The sequence below is a fragment of the Demequina soli genome (assembly GCF_000971195.1).
Classification (GTDB): domain Bacteria; phylum Actinomycetota; class Actinomycetes; order Actinomycetales; family Demequinaceae; genus Demequina; species Demequina soli.
On the sequence record NZ_BBLZ01000008.1, the window covers coordinates 37,747 to 57,555 of the forward strand.

The 19,809-nt window shown below is 72.2% G+C and carries 18 protein-coding genes; 5 read left to right on the plus strand and 13 right to left on the minus strand.

The features are described 5' to 3' along the window. Positions 1-43: 43 nt before the first annotated feature. The 8 genes from AOM04_RS12815 to AOM04_RS12850 form a co-directional block, all read right to left on the minus strand. Complete coding sequence (locus AOM04_RS12815; RefSeq protein WP_062465186.1) at positions 44-1,723, minus strand: dipeptide ABC transporter ATP-binding protein; 1,680 nt, start codon at positions 1,721-1,723, stop codon at positions 44-46. Next, a complete protein-coding gene (locus AOM04_RS12820; RefSeq protein WP_062465187.1) occupies positions 1,720-2,715 on the minus strand; it encodes an ABC transporter permease in 996 nt (331 codons plus the stop codon). Before AOM04_RS12820 ends, AOM04_RS12815 begins: the two co-directional genes overlap by 4 nt. Position 2,716: 1 nt before the next feature. Further along, positions 2,717-3,805, minus strand: a complete 1,089-nt coding sequence (locus AOM04_RS12825; RefSeq protein WP_062465188.1) for an ABC transporter permease — start codon at positions 3,803-3,805, stop codon at positions 2,717-2,719. A gap of 88 nt (positions 3,806-3,893) precedes the next feature. Further along, entirely contained in the window at positions 3,894-5,564 is a 1,671-nt protein-coding gene (locus tag AOM04_RS12830; protein WP_062465189.1) for an ABC transporter substrate-binding protein, read from the minus strand. A 602-nt stretch (positions 5,565-6,166) separates the two neighbouring features. After that, on the minus strand, positions 6,167-6,973 hold the full coding sequence (locus AOM04_RS12835) for a phosphatase PAP2 family protein (protein ID WP_062465190.1): 807 nt from the start codon (positions 6,971-6,973) through the stop codon (positions 6,167-6,169). Positions 6,974-7,024: 51 nt separating this feature from the next. Beyond that, positions 7,025-7,882, minus strand: coding sequence for an ABC transporter ATP-binding protein (locus AOM04_RS12840; RefSeq protein WP_062465191.1), 858 nt, complete (start codon positions 7,880-7,882; stop codon positions 7,025-7,027). A 1-nt stretch (position 7,883) separates the two neighbouring features. Beyond that, a complete protein-coding gene (locus AOM04_RS12845) occupies positions 7,884-8,690 on the minus strand; it encodes an ABC transporter ATP-binding protein (protein WP_062465192.1) in 807 nt (268 codons plus the stop codon). Then, entirely contained in the window at positions 8,687-9,736 is a 1,050-nt protein-coding gene (locus tag AOM04_RS12850) for an ABC transporter permease (protein ID WP_062465193.1), read from the minus strand. Before AOM04_RS12850 ends, AOM04_RS12845 begins: the two co-directional genes overlap by 4 nt. A 107-nt stretch (positions 9,737-9,843) precedes the next feature. Here AOM04_RS12850 and AOM04_RS12855 point away from each other — a divergent pair, with 107 nt between their 5' ends. Then, a complete protein-coding gene (locus tag AOM04_RS12855) occupies positions 9,844-10,323 on the plus strand; it encodes a GNAT family N-acetyltransferase (RefSeq protein WP_062465194.1) in 480 nt (159 codons plus the stop codon). Between the two features lie 38 nt (positions 10,324-10,361). Here AOM04_RS12855 and AOM04_RS12860 read toward each other — a convergent pair whose 3' ends face one another. Genes AOM04_RS12860 through AOM04_RS12870 form a run of 3 tightly spaced genes read right to left on the minus strand, consistent with a single transcriptional unit; the run spans position 10,362 to position 13,440 of the window. Continuing rightward, a complete protein-coding gene (locus tag AOM04_RS12860; protein WP_082104655.1) occupies positions 10,362-12,023 on the minus strand; it encodes a DUF2705 family protein in 1,662 nt (553 codons plus the stop codon). Then, positions 12,020-12,979 carry an ABC transporter ATP-binding protein gene (locus AOM04_RS12865; RefSeq protein ID WP_062465196.1) on the minus strand — a complete coding sequence of 320 codons (960 nt, stop codon included), beginning with the start codon at positions 12,977-12,979 and terminating at the stop codon, positions 12,020-12,022. The genes AOM04_RS12860 and AOM04_RS12865 overlap by 4 nt, the downstream gene beginning before the upstream one ends. Continuing rightward, positions 12,976-13,440 (minus strand): GbsR/MarR family transcriptional regulator, encoded by a 465-nt coding sequence (locus AOM04_RS12870; protein WP_062465197.1) that lies wholly within the window; start codon positions 13,438-13,440, stop codon positions 12,976-12,978. The genes AOM04_RS12865 and AOM04_RS12870 overlap by 4 nt, the downstream gene beginning before the upstream one ends. Before the next feature lie 92 nt (positions 13,441-13,532). Here AOM04_RS12870 and AOM04_RS12875 point away from each other — a divergent pair, with 92 nt between their 5' ends. From AOM04_RS12875 to AOM04_RS12885, 3 genes are all read left to right on the plus strand, one after another. Next, positions 13,533-15,761 (plus strand): RNA degradosome polyphosphate kinase, encoded by a 2,229-nt coding sequence (locus AOM04_RS12875; protein WP_062465198.1) that lies wholly within the window; start codon positions 13,533-13,535, stop codon positions 15,759-15,761. Continuing rightward, complete coding sequence (locus AOM04_RS12880) at positions 15,758-16,729, plus strand: NUDIX hydrolase (RefSeq protein ID WP_062465199.1); 972 nt, start codon at positions 15,758-15,760, stop codon at positions 16,727-16,729. The genes AOM04_RS12875 and AOM04_RS12880 overlap by 4 nt, the downstream gene beginning before the upstream one ends. 348 nt (positions 16,730-17,077) lie before the next feature. Beyond that, the gene (locus tag AOM04_RS12885) at positions 17,078-17,806 is read left to right on the plus strand and encodes a dienelactone hydrolase family protein (RefSeq protein WP_062465200.1); all 729 of its coding nucleotides are present in this window, start codon (positions 17,078-17,080) and stop codon (positions 17,804-17,806) included. A gap of 132 nt (positions 17,807-17,938) precedes the next feature. On the opposite strand, the gene AOM04_RS12890 is transcribed toward AOM04_RS12885, so the two are convergent. Together AOM04_RS12890 and msrB are read right to left on the minus strand one after the other, a co-directional pair. Then, complete coding sequence (locus AOM04_RS12890; RefSeq protein ID WP_228373724.1) at positions 17,939-18,568, minus strand: hypothetical protein; 630 nt, start codon at positions 18,566-18,568, stop codon at positions 17,939-17,941. Further along, entirely contained in the window at positions 18,568-18,993 is a 426-nt protein-coding gene (msrB, locus tag AOM04_RS12895) for a peptide-methionine (R)-S-oxide reductase MsrB (protein ID WP_062465201.1), read from the minus strand. The genes AOM04_RS12890 and msrB overlap by 1 nt, the downstream gene beginning before the upstream one ends. 460 nt (positions 18,994-19,453) lie before the next feature. Between msrB and AOM04_RS12900 the strand changes: the two genes are divergently transcribed. Continuing rightward, entirely contained in the window at positions 19,454-19,744 is a 291-nt protein-coding gene (locus tag AOM04_RS12900) for a DUF1540 domain-containing protein (RefSeq protein WP_062465202.1), read from the plus strand. Positions 19,745-19,809 lie beyond the last annotated feature (65 nt).

Here is a 19,809-nt window from a genome sequence, read left to right on the forward strand (position 1 = left end):
GGGGACGATGCGCGCGCATCGTCCCCCGCCCCTCCACCGGCGATCAGGCGCCCAGGCCCTCCCACTCGGCCCGGCGCTGCGCCTGCAGCACTGGATCCGGCACGGGAAGGGACGCCAGCAGGCGCTGCGTGTAGGGGTCGGACGGCGCGCCGAGCACCTCGGCGCCCGTGCCCTCCTCGACCATGCGGCCGCGGTGCAGCACCGCGATGCGGTCCGCGAGCATGTCCACCACCGCGAGGTCGTGGCTGATGAACAGGGCCGCGAAGCCGAGCTCGCGGTGGAGCTCGTCGAACAGGTCGAGCACGCGCGCCTGGACCGAGACGTCGAGGGCGGAGGTCGGCTCGTCGGCGATGAGCAGCTCCGGGTCGAGCGCGAGCGCACGCGCGAGCGAGGCGCGCTGGCGCTGGCCGCCGGAGAGCTCGTGCGGGTACCGGTCGCCGTAGGAGGCCGGCAGCTGGACCGCCTCGAGCAGCTCGTCGACGCGGGCGCGCGCGTCGGCGGCGGACTCCGCGCGGCCGTGGACCACGAGCGGCTCGGCCACGCACTGCGCGATGGTGAGCAGCGGGTTGAAGCTGGTCGCCGGGTCCTGGAACACGAAGCCGATGCGGTGGCGGATGGGGCGGATGTCCCGCTCCTTCGCGCCGTTCATCTCGACGCCGAGCACGCGGAAGGATCCGCCCGACACCTTGGTCAGGCCCGCCATCGCGCGTCCGATCGTGGTCTTGCCGGAGCCCGACTCGCCCACGAGGCCCAGGACCTCCCCGGGTCGGATGTCGAACGAGACGCCGTCGACCGCGACGAAGTCGGGCTGGCGGAAGCGGCCCGGGTAGACGATGCGCAGCCCCTCCGCGGAGACGACCGGCGCCTCGCTCTCCCACCCCTCGGGACGACGGGCGGCACGCTCGGCGGCGCGGGCGAGGCCCTCGCCGATGCGCGGCACGGCCGCGAGCAGCTGCTGCGTGTACGGCTCGCGCGGCGACTCGAAGAGCTCGCGCACCGGCGCCTCCTCGACGAGCTTGCCCTGGTACATGACCGCGACGCGGTCCGCGAGGTCCGCCACCACGCCCATGTTGTGGGTGATGAGGACGATCGCGGCGCCGAACTCGTCGCGGCAGCGACGCAGCAGGTCGAGGATCTCGGCCTGCACGGTGACGTCGAGCGCGGTGGTGGGCTCGTCCGCGACGATCACGCCGGGGTCGAGGACAAGCGCCTGCGCGATGACGATGCGCTGCTTCTGCCCGCCCGAGAACTGGTGCGGGTAGTGGTCGATGCGCGTCTCGGGGTCGGGGATGCCCACGCGCCGCATGACGTCGAGGACCTTGGCGCGCGCCTCGGCCTTGGTCATGCGGCCGTGCGCGAGCAGGCCCTCCGCGATCTGCCAGCCCACGGGGTAGACCGGGTTGAGCGCGGTGGACGGCTCCTGGAACACCATGGCGGCGTCGCGGCCTCGCGCCCGGCGCAGCCCCTTGGCGGACACGGTCGCGATGTCCGTCTCGCCGCCGTCGCGGCCACGCAGGACCACGGCGCCGCGGATCGAGGCCGTCTCGGGCAGGAGCCCGAGGATCGACTTGGCGGTGACGGTCTTGCCCGAGCCCGACTCGCCCACCACGGCGAGCACCTCGCCGGGCTTGACGGCGAGCGAGACGCCGTCGACGGCGCGGACGGGGCCGGCGTCGGTGGCGAAGGTGACCGAGAGGTCGGTGATCTCGACGAGGTCGCTCATGCGGAGGCCTCCTGGGTGGTCGATGCGGGGGCGAGCAGGTCCTCGACCGGCTCGGCGCCCGCGGCACGGCGGCGCAGGCGCGGGTCGGACAGGTCGTTGAGGGACTCGCCCACGAGGGTGAGGCCCAGCACGACGAGCACGATCGCGAGGCCCGGGAACAGCGCGGTCCACCAGATACCGGAGGTGACGTCGCCGACGGCCTTGTTGAGGTCGTAGCCCCACTCGGCGGCCGCGGACGGCTCGATGCCGAAGCCGAGGAAGCCCAGGCCCGCGAGCGTGAGGATGGCCTCGGAGGCGTTGAGCGTGAGGATGAGCGGCAGCGTGCGCAGCGAGTTGCGGAGCACGTGACGCGTCATGATGCGGACGTGTCCGGCGCCGATCACCCGCGCCGACTCGACGAACGCCTCCGACTTGATCCGCACCACCTCGGCGCGCGTGACGCGCAGGTACTGCGGGATGTAGATGACCGTGATCGACAGCGCCGCGGCGAGGATGCCGGGCCACATGCCCGACTGGCCGTGGTTGATCGCGATGGCGAGCACGATCGCGAGCAGCAGGGACGGGAACGCGTAGATCGCGTCGGCGATCACCACGAGCACGCGGTCGAGCCAGCCGCCGAAGTAGCCCGCGATGAGGCCGAGCGCGACGCCCACGACGATCGACGCGGCGACCGCCACGAGGATGACGAGCAGCGCGGTGCGCGAGCCCCAGATGAGGCGCGACAGCACGTCGTAGCCGCCCTGCGTGGTGCCGAGCAGGTGCGCGGACGACGGCGCCTGGGTGGCGCCGAACAGGCCGTTCTCGTCGCGCAGCTCCGCGTAGCCGTACGGCGCGAGGACCGGCGCGAGCAGCGCGGTGACCAGGAAGATCACGGTGAGCACCAGGCCCGCGACGAGCATGCCGCGCTGGAGGCCGATGCTCTGGCGCAGCTGGGAGACGATCGGCAGGCGCGCCCAGCGGGAGGCGCGGGGGGACGATGCGGTGGAGGGCATGTCAGTACCTCACCCTCGGGTCGATGAGCGCCGCGATGATGTCGACGATGAAGTTGGTGAGGGCGACCACGACCGCGAGGAGCGCGACGATGCCCTGGACGGCCACGAAGTCGCGCGCCTGGAGGTACTGGCCGAGCTGGAAGCCCAGGCCCTTCCACTCGAACGTGGTCTCCGTGAGGACCGCGCCGGATAGGAGCAGCGCGATCTGGAGGCCGACGACCGTGATGATGGGGATGAGCGCCGGGCGGTACGCGTGCTTGCGCAGCAGCCGCCGCTCCGGGACGCCGCGCGAGCGGGCCGCGTCGACGTAGCCCGCGCCGAACGTCGAGATGACGTTGGTGCGCACCACGCGCAGGAACACGCCGGCGGTGAGCAGGCCGAGCGCGAGCGCCGGGAGGATCGCGTGCTGGAGCACGTCGCCGATGACGGCGGGGTCGCCGGTCTTGAAGGCGTCGATGAGGTAGATCCCGGTGGGGTTGTCGACGCGCGCGAGCTGGAGCTCGGCGCGCGTCGAGGCGCGGCCGTTGACGGGCAGCACGTCGAGCCACACGGAGAACACGAGCTTGAGCATGAGGCCCGCGAAGAAGACGGGGGTCGCGTAGGCGAGGATCGCGAAGATGCGCAGCCCGGCGTCGGCCCCGCGGTCGCGCCGGAAGGCCGCGATGCGGCCGAGCGGGATGCCCACGGCGAACGCGATGATGAGCGCGTACGCGGACAGCTCGAGGGTCGCGGCGCCGAAGGTGGTGACGACCTCGGTGATGGGGCGGTGGTCCGACAGCGTGGTGCCGAAGTCGCCGTGAAGGATGTTGCCCAGGTACTCGAGGTACTGGACGAGCAGGGGGCGGTCGTAGCCGGCGGCGTGGATGCGCTCGGCCAGCTGGTCCGCGGGGAGGCGGCCGCCCTGGGCGGCGGTGATCGGGTCTCCGGTGGAGCGCATCAGCAGGAACACCGCGGTCACGAGGATGAACACGGTGGGGATGATGAGCAGCGCGCGCACCGCGATGTAGCGCCCGAGGGAGCCCCCGGACTTCTTCGCCTTGGGCTGCGGTGCGGCGGCCTGGGCGGTCGGGGCTTCCGACGTGGTGGTCATGCTGGGTCCTGACTGGCCGCGGGCGGCCGTTGGTGCAGCGGGGACGAGAACGCGGGGGGCCGTCACCGGCCCCCCGCGTCCGCCGTCATCAGCCCTTCGAGAGGGCGCCGTAACGGAACTTGAACGAGGCGTCGAGGGTGTCCGCGGCACCCGAGACGTCCTTGCCGGTGACCGCGACCTGCGCACCCTGCAGCAGCGGCAGGGTCGAGAGGTCACCGGCGACGGTGTCCTGGATCTTCTCGATCAGGGCGGTGCGGGCGTCGGGGTCGACGGTCGTCGCCTGCTCGAGGATCATGTCGTTCACGTCCTGGTTGGAGTAGTGGTTGCCCAGGAAGTTCTCCGTGAGGAAGAACGGCGTGAGGTAGTTGTCCGCGTCCGAGTAGTCCGGGAACCAGCCGAGCTGGTACATCGGGTAGACGTCCGAGGTGCGGTCCTTCGAGTACTGGACGTACTCGGTCGACTGCAGGTTGACCGTGAACAGGCCGCTCGCCTCGAGCTGGTCCTTGACGAGCGCGTACTCGTCGGACGAGCCGTTGCCGTAGTGGTCCGTGTTGTACTGCAGGTCGATCGCGAGCGGGGTCGCGACGCCGGCAGCCTCGAGGGTCGCCTTCGCCTTGTCGACGTCGGGGCCGCCCGCGCCGTCGCCGTACATGTCCTTGAGCGACTGGGTCGCGCCGGTGAGGCCGTCCGGGACGTAGGAGAACAGCGGCGTGTAGGTGCCCTTGTAGACCTGGTCCGAGATCTCCTGGCGGTCGATCACGTCGGCCATCGCCTGACGCACGGCGAGCGCCTTGGAGGCGTCCGCATCGGCCGTGGTGGCGCCGAACGGCATCGTGTCGAAGTTGAAGACGATGTAGCGGATCTCGCCGCCGGGGCCGTCGACGACCTGGACGTTGTCGTCCGTGCGAAGGTCCGCGATGTCCGTGGCGGACAGCGAGCGGAACGCGACGTCGATGTTGCCCTGCTGGACGTCGAGCTTGAGGTTCGACTCCTCGGCGTAGTACTTCACGTCGACGTGGTCGTTCTTCGGCGCGCCCAGGATGCCCTGGTACTCCGGGTTCGGGTCGTAGCTGACGAGGTTGTTCTGGTCGTAGCCGGAGATGACGTACGGACCGGCGAACGCGTTGCCCGCGACGATGTCGGCGTCCGGGGTCAGCGCGTCGGCCGCGAAGACCTCCTCGTCGACGATCGGGCCGGCGGGCGAGGACAGGATCTGCGGGAATACCTGGTCGTTCTCCGACTTGAGGTGGAAGACCACCGTCGTGGCGTCGGGGGCGTCCACGCTGTCGAGGTTGTACAGCAGCGAGCCGGGGCCGTTGCCGTCGTCCGCGCCCGACTCGAAGATCGCGAGCATGCGGTCGAAGGAGAACTTGACGTCCGACGAGGTGAGGTCGTGGCCGTTGGCGAACTTGAGGCCCGCCTTGAGGGTGACGGTGTACTCGGTCGGCGCGGTGAACTCCGCGGTCTCCGCGATGTCGGGCTCGACGTCGGGGCTGCCCAGCGGGGTGTTGAGCAGGAACGGGTAGACCTGGTTCATCACCGCGAACGAGCCGTTGTCGTACGAGCCGGCCGGGTCGATCGTCGTGATCTTGTCGGTGGTGCCGATGACGAGCGACGCGCCGCCGCCCGTGGCGCCGTCGCCGGCTCCGGCGCTCGAGTCGTCGCTCGACGAGCCGCCCGAGCAGGCGGCCAGCGTGAGAGCCGAGACCGCGATGCCGACCGCAAGACCCGCGCGACGCGGGTGGGACGGGTTCCGCATAGGTGTTCCCTCCTTGGGTACGAAGCGAGGGCTGTCACCCCCGCCTTGGCACGAATTCCTACCACCCGCGATGCGCCCCGACGCCGCGGATCGGCGTTTATTTACAGCCCTGCAACATTTGCGGCTTCGCCTCCCGTGTGGCGTGACCGAATCGTTACGGACGACCCATGGTCCACATCGTGAGACGCGCAAGATTCCTGCGTCCCCGTGTGGCGGCGCCAAGCGGCCGCCACGGCCGTCCGAGCGGTGAGACGCCGCGGCGCCGCCGGGGGACGATGCGTCACCCGGGTCCGCGCGGGCGCCCCCGTCCGCGCCGGGCGGGCGGGCCACCGGGCCCGACCGCGGGGCCACCGCCCGGGACCGCTCCCGATCACTGTCATGCCAGTAAATGAAGGCGTCGCTCCCAATTCAGCGAAAAGTCGCAGACACGCCGAAAAACCGCCCCGATCTGCTTGGCCCGGTACCCCCAGGGGCTCTACACTGAACACCGGCGTGAGGACGGTCTCGGACCGTCGCGACATCGCCGAAGACGTCCCCGGGAGGGGCGGCCGCGGTGCCCCCCAGCGCAGCCGACCTCCCGGGGCACCTTCGTCTTCGGGCCCCTACGGCCCCTCCGCGTCGCCCGCGTCGGGGCCCGGGTCGGCGGCCGCATCGTCCGCCTGCGCGCGCGCCCACGCGAGGTCGGCGGCGTCCGCGCCTCCCGGCGCCTCGGGGCGCGCGGGCGGGTCGCGCCGCTCGAGCCACAGGTCGTGCCAGCGCTCGAGGCCGACCACGACGCCGAGCACCGCGAGCGCCACGCACGCGCCCGCGAGCACGTCGGTGAGGAAGTGGTAGCCCAGGTACAGGCGGCTCGCGCCGACCGCGCCGACGATCACGACGGAGGCCGCCACCCACGCGGCGAGCTTCCACGACGACTCGGGGTCCGAGTGCCACAGCAGGTAGCCGACCACCAGCACGAGCGTGGCCGCGCCGATCGTGTGGCCCGACGGGAACGAGCCGGAGGTCTCGCCGCCGGGCACCGCCATGTAGAGGTCGGCCGGCCGGTCGCGGCCCACGGTCGCCTTGAGGATCACCGTGAGCCCGGTCGACAGCGCCATCGCCCCGGCGATGAGCAGCGGATGCCACCAGTGGCGCGTCACCAGCCACCACACGCCCGCGATCACCGCCACCACGATGGGCAGCACGACCGGCCCGAAGAGCGTCGAGACGCCGGTCATCACGGCCGTGAGCGTGTCGGTGCGATGGCCCGCGAGCAGCTCGAGGAGGGGCTGGTCGAGGCGCGAGAGGTCCTCGTTCTCCGTCACCCAGTCGAGCAGCCCGACGAAGCCCGCGACGCCGAGCGCGATGAGCACCGCGGCGGGCCACAAGGCGAGCGCGAGGTCCGCGCCGCGCGTCCGGGAGGAAGTCATGCGCCCCACCCTAGGCACCCGCGCACGGGCCGCCGTGGGCGACGCTCCGGGCTACGCGGAGGCGCGCTCGCGCGCGACCATCGCCTCCTCGAGCGTCGCCGGCACGGCCTCGAGATCGGCCTCGAGGCCCCCGAGCGCCGCGCGCACCCGGGCCTCGTCGGCGTCGACCGCGCGGACGTGGGTGCCCGCGAGCATGACGAGCACGCCCGCGGCGTCGAGCGCCGCGAACGCGTCCTGCCAGCGCCCGGTGCGCACCGCGAGCGCGGTGGTGCCGCCGACGATGTCCGCGAGCTGCCCCTCCGCGACCGCGACGCCCTGGGACATCAGCACGAGGCGGTCGCACTGCTCCGCCTCCTGCATGTAGTGGGTGGTGACGAGCACGCCGACGCCCGCGTCCGCGCTGTCGTGGATGGTGTCCCACAGGCGGGCGCGCGACAGCGGGTCGACCCCGGAGGTCGGCTCGTCGAGGACCAGCAGCTCGGGCGCGTGGCCGAAGGCCGCGACGAACGCGAGCTGGCGCTGACGGCCGAGCCCGATGCCGCCGACCAGGCTGTCGCGCGAGCCGCGCAGCGCCTCGGGCACCTCGGTGACCCGCGACCCGAACGCCTCGTCGACGAACGCGAGGTTCTCGGCGACCGTGAGGTCGTCCCACAGCCCCAGGCCCTGCGGCACGTAGCCGAGCCGGGCACGGCTCTCGCGCGACGGCTCGCCGCCGAACAGCGCGAGGTCGCCCTCGGACGGCGCGAGCAGGCCCAGGATCATGCGGATGAGCGTGGTCTTGCCCGCGCCGTTGGCGCCGAGCAGGCCGACGATCTCCCCCGACTCGACCGTGAGCGAGACGCCGTCGACCGCCGTGAAGCTGCCGAAGCGGCGGGTGACGGACGCGGCCCGGATGAGCGGCTCGGCCATGTCAGGCCCCCTTCGCGATGGCCGCGGCGACCACGGCGTCCTCGATGTCCGCGGCGCGCGGGTGCCCCGCCGGCGGATCCTCGGGCGACCACACCCGGTACCCCCGGCCCCGGCGCCACGTGCGCGCGGGGTCGCCCGGCGCATCGTCCGCCACCACGTGCCCCGGCACCCCGGCGAGGACCTCCGCGGGGGTGCCCTCGAGCAGGATCTCGCCCGCGTCGAGGACCACCACGCGGTGCGCGCGCTCGGCCTCGTCGAGGTAGGTGGTGGCCATCACCACGGCCGCGCCCTGCGACGCGGCGAGGGAGACCATGCGCCACAGGTCGACGCGGCTGACGGGGTCGACGCCGGTGGACGGCTCGTCGAGGATGAGCAGCTCGGGCCGGTGCAGCATCGCGAGGGAGAACGCGAGCTTCTGGCGCATGCCGCCGGACAGGTCGCGTGCCAGGCGCGACGCGGCCTGCTCGAGGCCCGCGCCCGTGAGCAGGGCCGCCCGCCGCTCCGCGAGGGCCGTGCCGGCGATGCCGTGGGCGGCGGCGACGAAGGCGATGTTCTCGTCGACCGAGAGGTCGCGCCACACCCCCGCCGCGGTGGGCATGAAGCCGATGCGCGCGAGGGCGGGCGCGGTGACCTCGCCGGCGGTCGGCGCGATCGCCCCGGCGAGGGTGCGCAGCAGCGTGGTCTTGCCCGCGCCGTCGCCGCCGACGACCGCGACGATCTCGCCCGGGTCGACCGTGATCGAGACGCCCGCGAGCGCGGCGCGCCCGCTCCGCTCGACCGTGACGCCGGTCGCGCCCCACGCGGTCATCGCGTCGCCTCCGCCTTCCGGCCGGCCGCGCGACGGTGTGCGCTCGGCGCGAGGTCGCGGCGGAAGCGCAGCACCGCGGCGGTGAAGACCAGCAGCGCCATGCCCGCGAGCACCACGAACGGCACCCACAGCGCGTCGAGCCCGGCGCCGCGCAGGAAGATGCCCTGCGCGAGCTGCACGAAGTACGTCAGCGGCAGGCAGCGCCCGATCGCGGCGATCGCGGCGGGCATCGCCGACAGCGGGAAGATGAAGCCCGACAGCAGGATCTGGGGAAGCAGCAGCATGATCGCGAGCTGGATCGCCTGCGCCTGGGTCTGCGACGCGGTCGAGATGAGCACGCCGAGGCCGAGCACCACGAAGAGGAAGATCCCCGCCCCGAGCGCGAACAGCCACGGGCTGCCGTTGAACGGCACACCGAAGATCCACACGCCCAGCAGGGTCACCACGAGCATGTCGAACGCCGCGAGGATGAAATAGGGCGCGATCTTGCCGATGATGACGTCGGCCGGCCTGAGCGGCATCACCGCGAGCTGCTCGAGGGTGCCGCTCTGGCGCTCCTTGACGAGCCCGATCGACGTGATGATGGTGCCGATGAACGTGAGGATGAGGCCGATCAGCGCGGGCACCATCACCCACGACGTGTCGAGGTCGGGGTTGTAGAGGATCTCGATCCGGACCTGGTCACCCAGGCGACCGAGCGCGGCGTCTGCGGCCTGCGCCGTGAACAGGCTCGCGCCGTCGACGTACGCGGTGGGCGGCTGCGTGGTGGTGTCGATCACCACCTCGGTGTCGTTGTCCCGCATCCAGGTCATCGCGTCCTCGGTGGTGGCGTCGGGCGAGACCTGGCCGATGTCGAACAGCGCGGGCGCGTGGGCCGCCACCTGCTCCGCGTCGGGGCCGATCACGCGCGTGGGGATCGAGTCGACCGTGAAGTTGGCGGCGTAGCCGAAGATCGTGAGCAGCACGATGGGCAGGAGGATCAACATCGCCATCGTGCGTCGGTCGCGGCGCAGCTCGCGGAACTCCTTGAGGATCATCGCCTTCATGAGGGCCACCCTTCCGAGGGACGTCGTCGTCTATTCTCCACCCGAGGAAACACTATCAACCTCGGGCGATTGCCAATGACAGATGTGACAGGTGGGACGATGCGTGGGTGCGCATCTCCGTGACCGATCCCGCCGCCCCCGACATCGTCGCCCTGCTGACCGAGCACCTGGCCGACATGCACGCCACCTCGCCCGCCGAGTCGGTCCACGCGCTCGATGTCGAGCGCCTGCGCGCGCCGCACGTGACCTTCCTCGCGGCGCGCACCGACGACGGCGCGCTCATGGGCGTCGGGGCCCTGACGGAGCCCGGCGACGGCCCCGCGGAGATCAAGTCGATGCGCACGGCGGCCGCGCATCGGGGCCTGGGCGTCGCGGCGGCCGTGCTCGCGGCCCTCGTCGAGGTCGCCCGCGAGCGCGGACACGTGCACGTCAGCCTCGAGACGGGCACCGAGGGCTACTTCGCCGCCGCGCATCGTCTCTACGAGCGGGCGGGCTTCATCGAGTGCGGCCCGTTCGGGCCCTACACGCTCGACCCGCACTCGCGGTACTACACCCTCGAGCTCGGCGACTCCCGACGACAGGCGTGACGGGGCGACGGGCCTGCCCGTCCCACCCGTCACATCTGTCATTGGGAATCGCGGAGGTCGCGCCTCACGTAGGCCGCGACACCCGCCGCGCACATCACGGCCGCCGCCCCGAACAGCACCACGGGCTGGTACCAGTACAGGCCGTTGTCCAGGGGGAACTCCCACGTGTAGTAGTAGAAGGGCGACAGGTGCGCGAGGGGCACGAGCGCATGGTTCACCGCCGCGAAGGCCGTGAGGGCCCAGCCGATCACCGCGACCCCCGTGCCCAGCCCGACGGCGACCCGCGGCCGGCCGGTCGCGGCGCCTCCCAGGAAGGCGGCCGCGCCGAGCACCGCGCCGAGCCCCCACACGAGGACGCCGGTGGCCGCGATGTGGGCGTACGACATGCCGAGCGCGCCGATCCAGTTGCCCAGCGAGATCCCGGCGACCACCGCGATCGCGACCACGAGCGCGACGGTCATGGTCGCGGCGGCCCGCCGCCAGGCCACGGCCGCGCGCGACAGGGGCGAGCCCAGCAGCACCGCGATGGTGCGGCGCCGCTCCTCGCCCGCAAGCGCGCCGCCCGCGGAGATCGCCGCGACGGCGACCGCGATCGGGACCGTGATCGACAGCATCTCGCCGTGGTACCAGCCCTCGGGCCGCGAGTAGTCGGCGAAGCCGACCATCGCCATCACCTTGTCGGGGAACGAGCTCGCGAACTGGCCCACGAAGTCGGACACCGCGTTGAACAGCGGCCCCATCACCACGAGCATCGCGAGGATGCCGCCGCCCGCGATCGTGAGGATCGCGCGGCTCTCGCTGAGCGCCTTGCCGATGATCCCGCGCGTGCTCGAGGTGCCGCGCAGGAGGTCGAGCACGCGGGCGAGCCGCTCGTCCTCCTGGAGCCGCGCGATCAGCGGGATGGACGCCTCCCCGGAGACCAGGTCGCGCCGCACGTACGCCGCCCAGCCGACCAGCACGAGCGCGGCCGCGATCGCGAGCAGCACCCCCACCTGCGTCCAGTCGGTGCCGTTCGCGAGCGGCGCCGCGCCCTTGATGTAGTACCAGGGGAAGATCTTGGCCCAGTCCTCCCACCCGGAGATGAGCGGCAGCAGGCCGGCCCCGAAGAACGAGACGACCAGGAAGCCGGTCGCGGCGCCCGACGCGACCCGCTGGCTGCCGGTCGCGGCGCCGAGCGCGAACGCGACCGCGCCGTAGACGAGGGCCACCGCGGTGACGTGCATCGTCGCGGCACCGATGTTCACGCTCGCCGTCGACTCGCCGAACGCGACGATCGACAGCGCGTAGCCGGCCCACGCGAGCAGGTTGACCGCGATCGCGATGGTGAGCCCCGCGAGACCCTTCGAGGCGAGCAGCCGCGTGCGCGAGCGCGGCGCGGTGGTGAGCACGTTCATCGTGCCGTCCGCCTCCTCGCCCGCGAGCGCGGCGGCGCCGATCGAGATCGCGATGCCGGCGACCACGAACGGCCCGACGAAGTTGAACATCATGCTGAGCATGAGCCCCGTGGTGCCGGCGTCGCCGCTGATCCCGACGAGGTCCGTGTAGAAGGCCGGCATCTGGTCGAAGAACGTCGCCGCGTCGCCGATGCCCGAGTACGCCCACATGCCGAACACGGCGACCAGCCACAGGGACGAGACGCCGATGAGCGCGCCCAGCCACCGGTCGCGCAGCGACTTGAGGTAGAGGGTCTGGAGCATCATCGCGCCTTCGCGGGGGACGATGCGCGGGCCGGGTCGGGCGCGTCGCCCGCCTCGGCGTCGCTCACCTCGTCGCGGTAGAACTCGAGGAAGATCTCGTCGAGATCCACGCTCGCGGAGGACAGCGACAGGACGTCGTGCGCGGTCGCGACCTTGAGCAGCGGCGCCATGGACCCCTCGTACTGCGCGGTGATGGTGTCGCCCTCGGCGCTGACGGTGTGGACGCCCTCGACTCCCTCGAACGCGGCGGCGGGGACCGGGGAGGCGAACTCGAGGGTGACGCGGCGCAGGGCCTTGTCCTTGAGCTCGTCCATGCGCTCGACGGCGATGAGGTGGCCGCGGCGGATGAAGCCCACGCGGTCGGCGACGCGCTCGACCTCGGACAGCGTGTGGCTGGAGAGGAACACCGTGTGGCCCTCGGCGACGTGCTCGCGCATGAGGGAGTGGAACTCGAGCTGCACGAGCGGGTCGAGGCCCGTGATCGGCTCGTCGAGGATCACCACCTCGGGACGGTTCATGAACGCCTGGATGAGGCCCACCTTCTGGCGGTTGCCGGAGGACAGCTCGCCGACCTTGCGGCCGAGGTCCGCGTCGAAGCGGCGCGCGAGCGTGTCGACCCACGCCCAGTCGACGCCGCCGCGCAGGTTCGCGAGGAACTCGAGCGTCTCGCGGCCGGTGAGGCTCGGGTAGAGCGCGAGGTCGGCGGGCAGGAAGCCCAGGTGGCGGCGGATCTCGACGGCGTCGCGGCGCGAGTCGAGGCCCGCGATGCGGCACTCGCCGGCCGTGGGCCGGATGAGGTCGAGCAGGCAGCGGATCGTGGTCGACTTGCCGGCGCCGTTGGGGCCCAGGAAGCCGAAGATCTCGCCGCGCTCGATGGTGAGGGAGACGTCCTGGACCGCGGCGACGTCGCCGAAGTGCTTGGTGAGGCCGACGGTCTCGATGGCGGGGCTGATGGTCATGGTGTTCCCTTCTCACGTTCTGCCGTCATGCGCTCGAGGAGCGGGGGCCACTCCCGCGCGAAGAAGTCGGCGAGGTCGCCCAGCTCGGTGACGCGCTCGGGGCGGTCGCGGGGCAGCACCCCGTCGCCGGCGCGCGCGAGGTCGCCGAGGGCGCGGATGCGCTCGAGCTCGGACGACATCACGGCGAACCACGCGCCCGGCCGCAGCCGGTACCGCTGCGTGCGGTCGCCGCGCACCCGCACCTGCTCGACCATGCCGAGCTGCACGTGCGCGCGCAGCTGCGTCGAGACGGTGCCGGCGCTCAGGCCGAGGTCCTCGGCGATCTCGGCCTGCGTGCGCTCGGCGGGCTCGCAGATCATGAGCCAGCCGAGGATCTCCGCCCAGGCGCGCGCCGAGCCGAACATCGTGAAGAAGGTCGCGACCCTGTCCACGTACGCGTGCTGCGCGTCCGTCATCGGCATGTTTTCAACGATGCCTGAAACAAGTGAAACACGCAAGGGCCCTGGGCCCACGGGGGGTGGCGGGCGTCGGACGGGCGTGGAAGCATGGCCCCATGCCCGACAGCCTCGACCTCGACGACTCCTCAGCCGCGCCGTCCGTCCCCGACTCGGAGGAGACGTACCCCGTCCCCACCGTCGAGTTCGACGAGGAGGAGGCGCCGTCCCCGCTGCCCGAGGACCGCTACCTCGACCGCGAGCTGTCGTGGCTCGCGTTCAACGAGCGCGTGCTCGAGATGGCCGAGGACCCCCAGACGCCGCTGCTCGAGCGCGCCCGCTTCCTCGCGATCTTCGCGTCGAACCTCGACGAGTTCTTCATGGTCCGCGTCGCCGGCCTCAAGCGCCGCATCGCGGCCGGCTTCGCGGTGCCGTCCGCGACGGGCATGAGCGCGACCCGCCAGATCGAGGCGATCATCGAGCGCGCCCACGAGCTCATGGACCGGCACGCGGAGACGTTCGAGGAGCAGGTGCGCCCCGCGCTCGCGCTCGAGGGCATCCAGCTGGTCCGCTACGACGACCTCGAGTCCGGGGAGCAGGAGCGGCTGCGCAAGCTGTTCCGCTCGGACATCTTCCCGGTCCTCACGCCGCTCGCGGTCGACCCCGCGCACCCGTTCCCATACATCTCGGGCCTGTCGCTCAACCTCGCCGTCGAGATCCGCGACCCCGACACCGGCAAGGACTACTTCGCGCGCGTCAAGGTGCCGGAGACGCTGCCGCGCTTCCTCTCCGTCGACGCCGCCGGCCACGTCGGCCAGGTGACCGACGCATCGTCCCTCTCCGACGAGCCGCGCAGCTTCGTGCCGCTCGAGGACGTGATCGGCGCCCACCTCGACTACCTCTTCCCCGGCATGACCGTGGTGGACCACTACACGTTCCGCGTCACGCGCAACGAGGACGTGGAGGTCGAGGAGGACGATGCGGAGAACCTCCTCAAGGCGATGGAGAAGGAGCTGCTGCGCCGCCGCTTCGGCCCCGCCGTGCGCCTCGAGGTCGCCGACGACCTGCCGCCCAAGATCCGCGAGCTGCTCGTGCGCGAGCTGGGCATCACGGACAACGACGTGTTCCACCTGCCCGCGCCGCTGGACCTCACGGGCCTCAACGTGATCGCGGACCTCGACCGGCCCGCGATCCAGTTCGCGCCGTTCCGCCCCACCACGCACCACAAGCTCGCGCCGGTCGAGACGGCCGACGAGCAGAACATGTTCGAGGCCATCTCGCGCGGCGACGTGCTGCTGCACCACCCCTACGACTCGTTCTCCACCTCGGTCCAGGCGTTCCTCGCGCAGGCCGCCGCGGACCCCAAGGTGCTCGCGATCAAGCAGACGCTCTACCGCACCTCGGGCGACTCGCCCATCGTCGACGCCCTCATCGAGGCCGCGCACGCGGGCAAGCAGGTCCTCGCGCTCGTCGAGATCAAGGCGCGCTTCGACGAGAAGCGCAACATCTCGTGGGCCCGCAAGCTCGAGCAGGCGGGCGTGCACGTCGTGTACGGCCTCGTGGGCCTCAAGACGCACTGCAAGCTCTCGCTCGTGGTGCGCCAGGAGGACGACGGGCTGCAGCGCTACAGCCACATCGGCACCGGCAACTACCACCCGAAGACGGCGCGCCTGTACGAGGACTACGGCCTGCTCACCAAGAGCCCCGACGTGGGCGCGGACCTCACCAAGCTGTTCAACCAGCTGTCAGGCTACGCGCCCAAGTCGAAGTTCCGCCGCCTGCTCGTGGCGCCGGTGGGCGTGCGCAACGGGCTCATCGAGCGCATCGACAGCGAGGCGCGCAACGCCGCCGCGGGCAAGGACGCGTGGGTCAAGATCAAGGTCAACTCGATCGTCGACGAGAAGACCATCGACGCCCTCTACCGCGCGTCCAACGCGGGCGTGCGGATCGACGTCAACGTGCGCGGCATCTGCGCGCTGCGGCCGGGCGTGCCGGGCTTCTCCGAGCACATCCGGGTGCGGTCGATCCTGGGCCGCTTCCTCGAGCACTCGCGCATCTACGCGTTCGCGAACGACGGCACCCCCGAGGTGTACATCGGGTCGGCGGACCTCATGCACCGCAACCTGGACCGCCGCATCGAGGCGCTCATCACGGTCACGGACGAGTCGCAGGCCGCGACCCTCGTCGAGAACATCGACATGGCGATGAGCGAGCGCGTGGCGGGCTGGGAGCTGCACGAGGACGGCACGTGGGCGCACGCGGTCACCGACGGCGAGGGCAACCGCCTCAAGGACCTCCAGGAGACCTACATCCGCCGGCAGCCGAAGCGGAGGGCCAAGGGCCAGTGAGCCACCATCCGGAGGGCACCGTCGTGGCCGCGGGCGCCCTCGTGTGGCGTGTCCGCGACGACGAGCTGCAGGTGCTGGCCGTGCATCGTCCCCGGTACAACGACTGGTCGTGGCCCAAGGGCAAGCTCGACCCGGGCGAGTCGCTGGCGGAGTGCGCGGTGCGCGAGGTGGCCGAGGAGACCGGCAAGCAGGTGGTCCTCGGGCAGCCGCTGCCGACCATCCGCTACCCCATCGGGGAGAAGCAGAAGGTCGTGAAGTACTGGGCGGCGCAGGTGATGCCGCACACGGCGCCTGCCGTGCGGGGCCGCCCCGCGTTCAAGAGCGCGTCGAAGAACGAGATCGACCGGCTGCGCTGGCTGACGATCGAGGACGCCCACAAGATGATCACGTTCCCCGACGACCTGCGCCCGCTGGACGCGCTCGTCGACGCGTGGGTCGCGGACCGGCTCGAGACCCGGCCGTTCATGCTCGTGCGGCACGCGCGCGCGAAGCGCCGCAAGGCGTGGAGGCTCGCCGACGAGCGCCGCCCGTTGAGCGCGGGCGGCGTCGCGCGCGCCAAGGAGCTCGTGCCGCTCATCGCGGCGTTCGGCATCACCAAGGTCGAGAGCTCGCCCGCCAAGCGCTGCATGGACACCGTGACGCCGTACGCGCAGGCGATCGGGGTGACCGCGCGCGGCCACGAGAGCCTGACGGAGCCCAGCCACGCCGAGCGGCCGCTGCGCACCGCCAAGACCTTCGCCGAGCTGTTCGCGCGCCGGTCCCCGCGCGTGGTCTGCGTGCACCGCCCCACGCTGCCGACCATCGTCGAGATGCTGAGGGCCGCCGTGCGGCCCTACACGCGCGGCGCGCTGCCGCGCTCGAACCCCTACCTACCCGCGGGGGGCGTGCTGGTCGCGCACGTGGCGGACTGGGAGGCCGGGCCCGTGGTGGTCGCGGTCGAGACGCACCTGCTGCGCGTCCACGTCTGACCTGCGACACGAGACGAGCGACACGAGGCGAGAGGCGACGCCGGACCGGGAGCGCCAGTCGGCGCGAAGGCCGCTCGAAGCGGCTGGATTTGGAGCCCGGGGCTACCGCGGTCCGACGTCACCCCCACCATACGCCGACCGCCGGAGCGCGCGAGCCGCCTGTGGAGGGTTCTCGCGGATCGCGAACACGGCCCGGACGTCCCGGTTGCTACCCTGGTCCGAGCCGTGCAGTCGACAGAGGAGGTGGTACCCGTGAACGCAACGACCAGGGTGCTCCCCTCCGGGATCACGGCCGGGCGATAGGTCGCCCGGGAGCGCCCCACCGCAGCACTCCCGAAAGGCACCCCCATGGACCTCTCCCCCGAGACGCGGCTCGACACCCTGATCGAGCGCGACCTCACCCTCGGCGACGCCCCCGGCATCCTCTGGACGCCCGCGCTCGCCGATTCCCCCACGCCGCTGATCCTGCTGGGCCACCCCGGCGACATCGGCCGCATGCGCCCCCGGCTCGAGGCCCGCGCCCGCGCGGCGGCGGCCCAGGGCTTCGCGAGCGTCACGCTCGAGCTGCCCGGCACGGGCGCACGCGCGCGCATCGTCGCGCTCGACGAGGCCCGGGCCGAGCTGCGCGCCGCCGTCCTCGCGGGCGAACGCCCCACCGAGGACGTGGTCGACCGGCTCATCCTGCCCCTGGTCGACCAGGCGGCCGCCGAGTGGCGCGCGCTCGTCGACGCGCTGCTCGAGCTGCCCGGGATCGGCGGTCCCGTCGCCGTCTCCGGCGGCATCGTGTCGCTGGGCGTGCGGCTCGCGGCCACCGACCCGCGCATCGTCGCCGCGAGCCTGTTCGCCGGCAGCTGGGTGCCTGCCGCCATCCTCGAGGAGGCGCGCACGGTCACCGTCCCGGCGCACGTGCTCCTCCAGTGGGACGACGAGGGCAACGACCGCCAGCAGGCCCTCGACCTCTTCGACGCGCTCGGCTCCACCGAGAAGACGCTCCAGGCCAACCTGGGCGGCCACACCGGCGTCCCCTCCTTCGCGGGGGACGATGCGGCGCGCTTCCTCGCGCGACACCTCACCTAGGCGTCGGGTGCTGTTACCCCTCTCCACACGGCCGTGCGCCTGGGAGCGCTCCCGCGATGCAGGTCGCGCGGCAAACCCCGACGTGGGCGCCGCGAGGTGCAGAACCTGTGTGGAGGGGGGCCGGGGCGGCCGTCAGTCCAGCCGGCCCTCGCGCCACATGGCGGCGCAGCGCTCGAGATCCTCGCCGGTGCGCAGGAGCTGCGCGGCGCGAAGCGTGGTGCGGTGGGCTCGGGCGTCGGCGTGGCCCTCGTCGGACTCGGCCTCGAAGGCGGCGCCGGTCGCCACGACGCGGCAGAACGCGCCCGCGCGATCCAGCGCCACGGCGAGGTCGCCGGCGAAGACGCCGGACAGCACCGCATCGGCGAGCGTGCGGACCTCGTCGGGGCCGGGCGGGTCCTCGACGCCGGCGATCGCGTGGCGCACGTGGGCCGCGTGGACCCCCTGGTGGTACGAGCGGGCCACGGCCGCCGCATCGTGCTTCACCCATTCGCGGATCATGTAGATGCGCCACAGGGCACCGGGCAGCGTGTGCGCGCCGGCCTTGGCCCACATCATCGCGACGGTGTCGATGCCCTCCTCGTCGACGAGGCGCACGAGCCGCGCGACCAGCTCCGGGTCCTTGGACTCGCGCGCCTGCGACACGATCGCGAGCGCCGTCTCGTGGGCGATGAGCCCACGCTCGGCGGGATCGATGTCCCCCTCGATCTCGTCGGCCATCTCGATGTCGAGCATGGCCGGACGGCGGAAGCGCGGCTCGACCATCAGGACCGCGCGCCCTCGCCGCCCTCGCTGCCCTCATCGAACTCCAGGGACACGGAGTTGATGCAGTAGCGGTCGCCGGTGGGCGTCTGCGGGGCGTCGGCGAACACATGGCCGAGGTGCGAGTCGCACGCGGCGCAGCGGACCTCGGTGCGCACCATGCCGTGCGAGAGGTCCTCGATGAGGGTGACGGCGCCGGGGTCGGCGTCGTAGAAGCTGGGCCAGCCGCAGTGCGAGTCGAACTTGGTGCCCGAGGCGAACAGCTGCGCGCCGCACGCGCGGCAACGGAAGACGCCGTCGCGCTTCTCGTCGAGGAGCTCGCCGGTCCACGGGCGCTCGGTGGCGGCCTCACGGAGGACCTGGAACTCGACGTCGGTGAGCTGGGCGCGCCACTCGGCGTCGGTCTTGATGATCTTGTTGGGGCTCATGGGGACTCCCTTCCGAAGGAAGAGCGTACGCGCGCGGCGCACACCCGAATCGCGCACCGTGCTCGTCGCCTGCGACCCGCACTCAGAGTAAGACGCGAGGCGCCCGACCTCCGAGGGGGGGAGGAGGTCGGACGCCACGCGTTCTCACCTGGGCTTCCCATGCGGCTCGCGCCGTGGTGGGTACATGGAGATAGACGCCTGGACAGCAGCATTTGTTCCCACGCCCCGTGATCCCGCGACATTCTCCGGGGGACGATGCGCGCGATCGCCACGAGCGCGCGTCCCGTTCGCGCCCCGCACGGCGGCGCCTGCCGAATTTCCGCACGCGGATAATCCGAGGCGAATTCGCTCACCCTTCCCGCACATAATTCCGCACCTCTTGAATTCGGAACTCTCGCGCGTATATTGACGAGGGTCGAGCCCATCCCCCGCCCCGGCGGGACAGCATCCGGAGGCAGCCATGCCCGTCTCGATCGGCCTTCCCATCGTCTCGTCCTGCTCGGTCGGGACGTGCGGCTACAACCACGACGGCTGCCACGCGGGCGCCATCTCCGTGGGCGGCGCGCACGCGCACTGCAACACGTTCGTCGAGACCGCGCACAAGGGCGGCGCCGGCGACACCGCGGCGGTCGGCGCGTGCGCGCGCGAGGACTGCCAGCACAACGAGGACCTCATGTGCACCGCGGACTCGATCGCGGTGGGCGGCAGCACGGACGTCGCGGACTGCCTCACCTTCCTCGCCCGCGTCTGACCGCGCCGGGCCCGCGCGCGGTGCGCGGCCCGCGCATCGTCCCGTCACACGCGGGACACACGCGC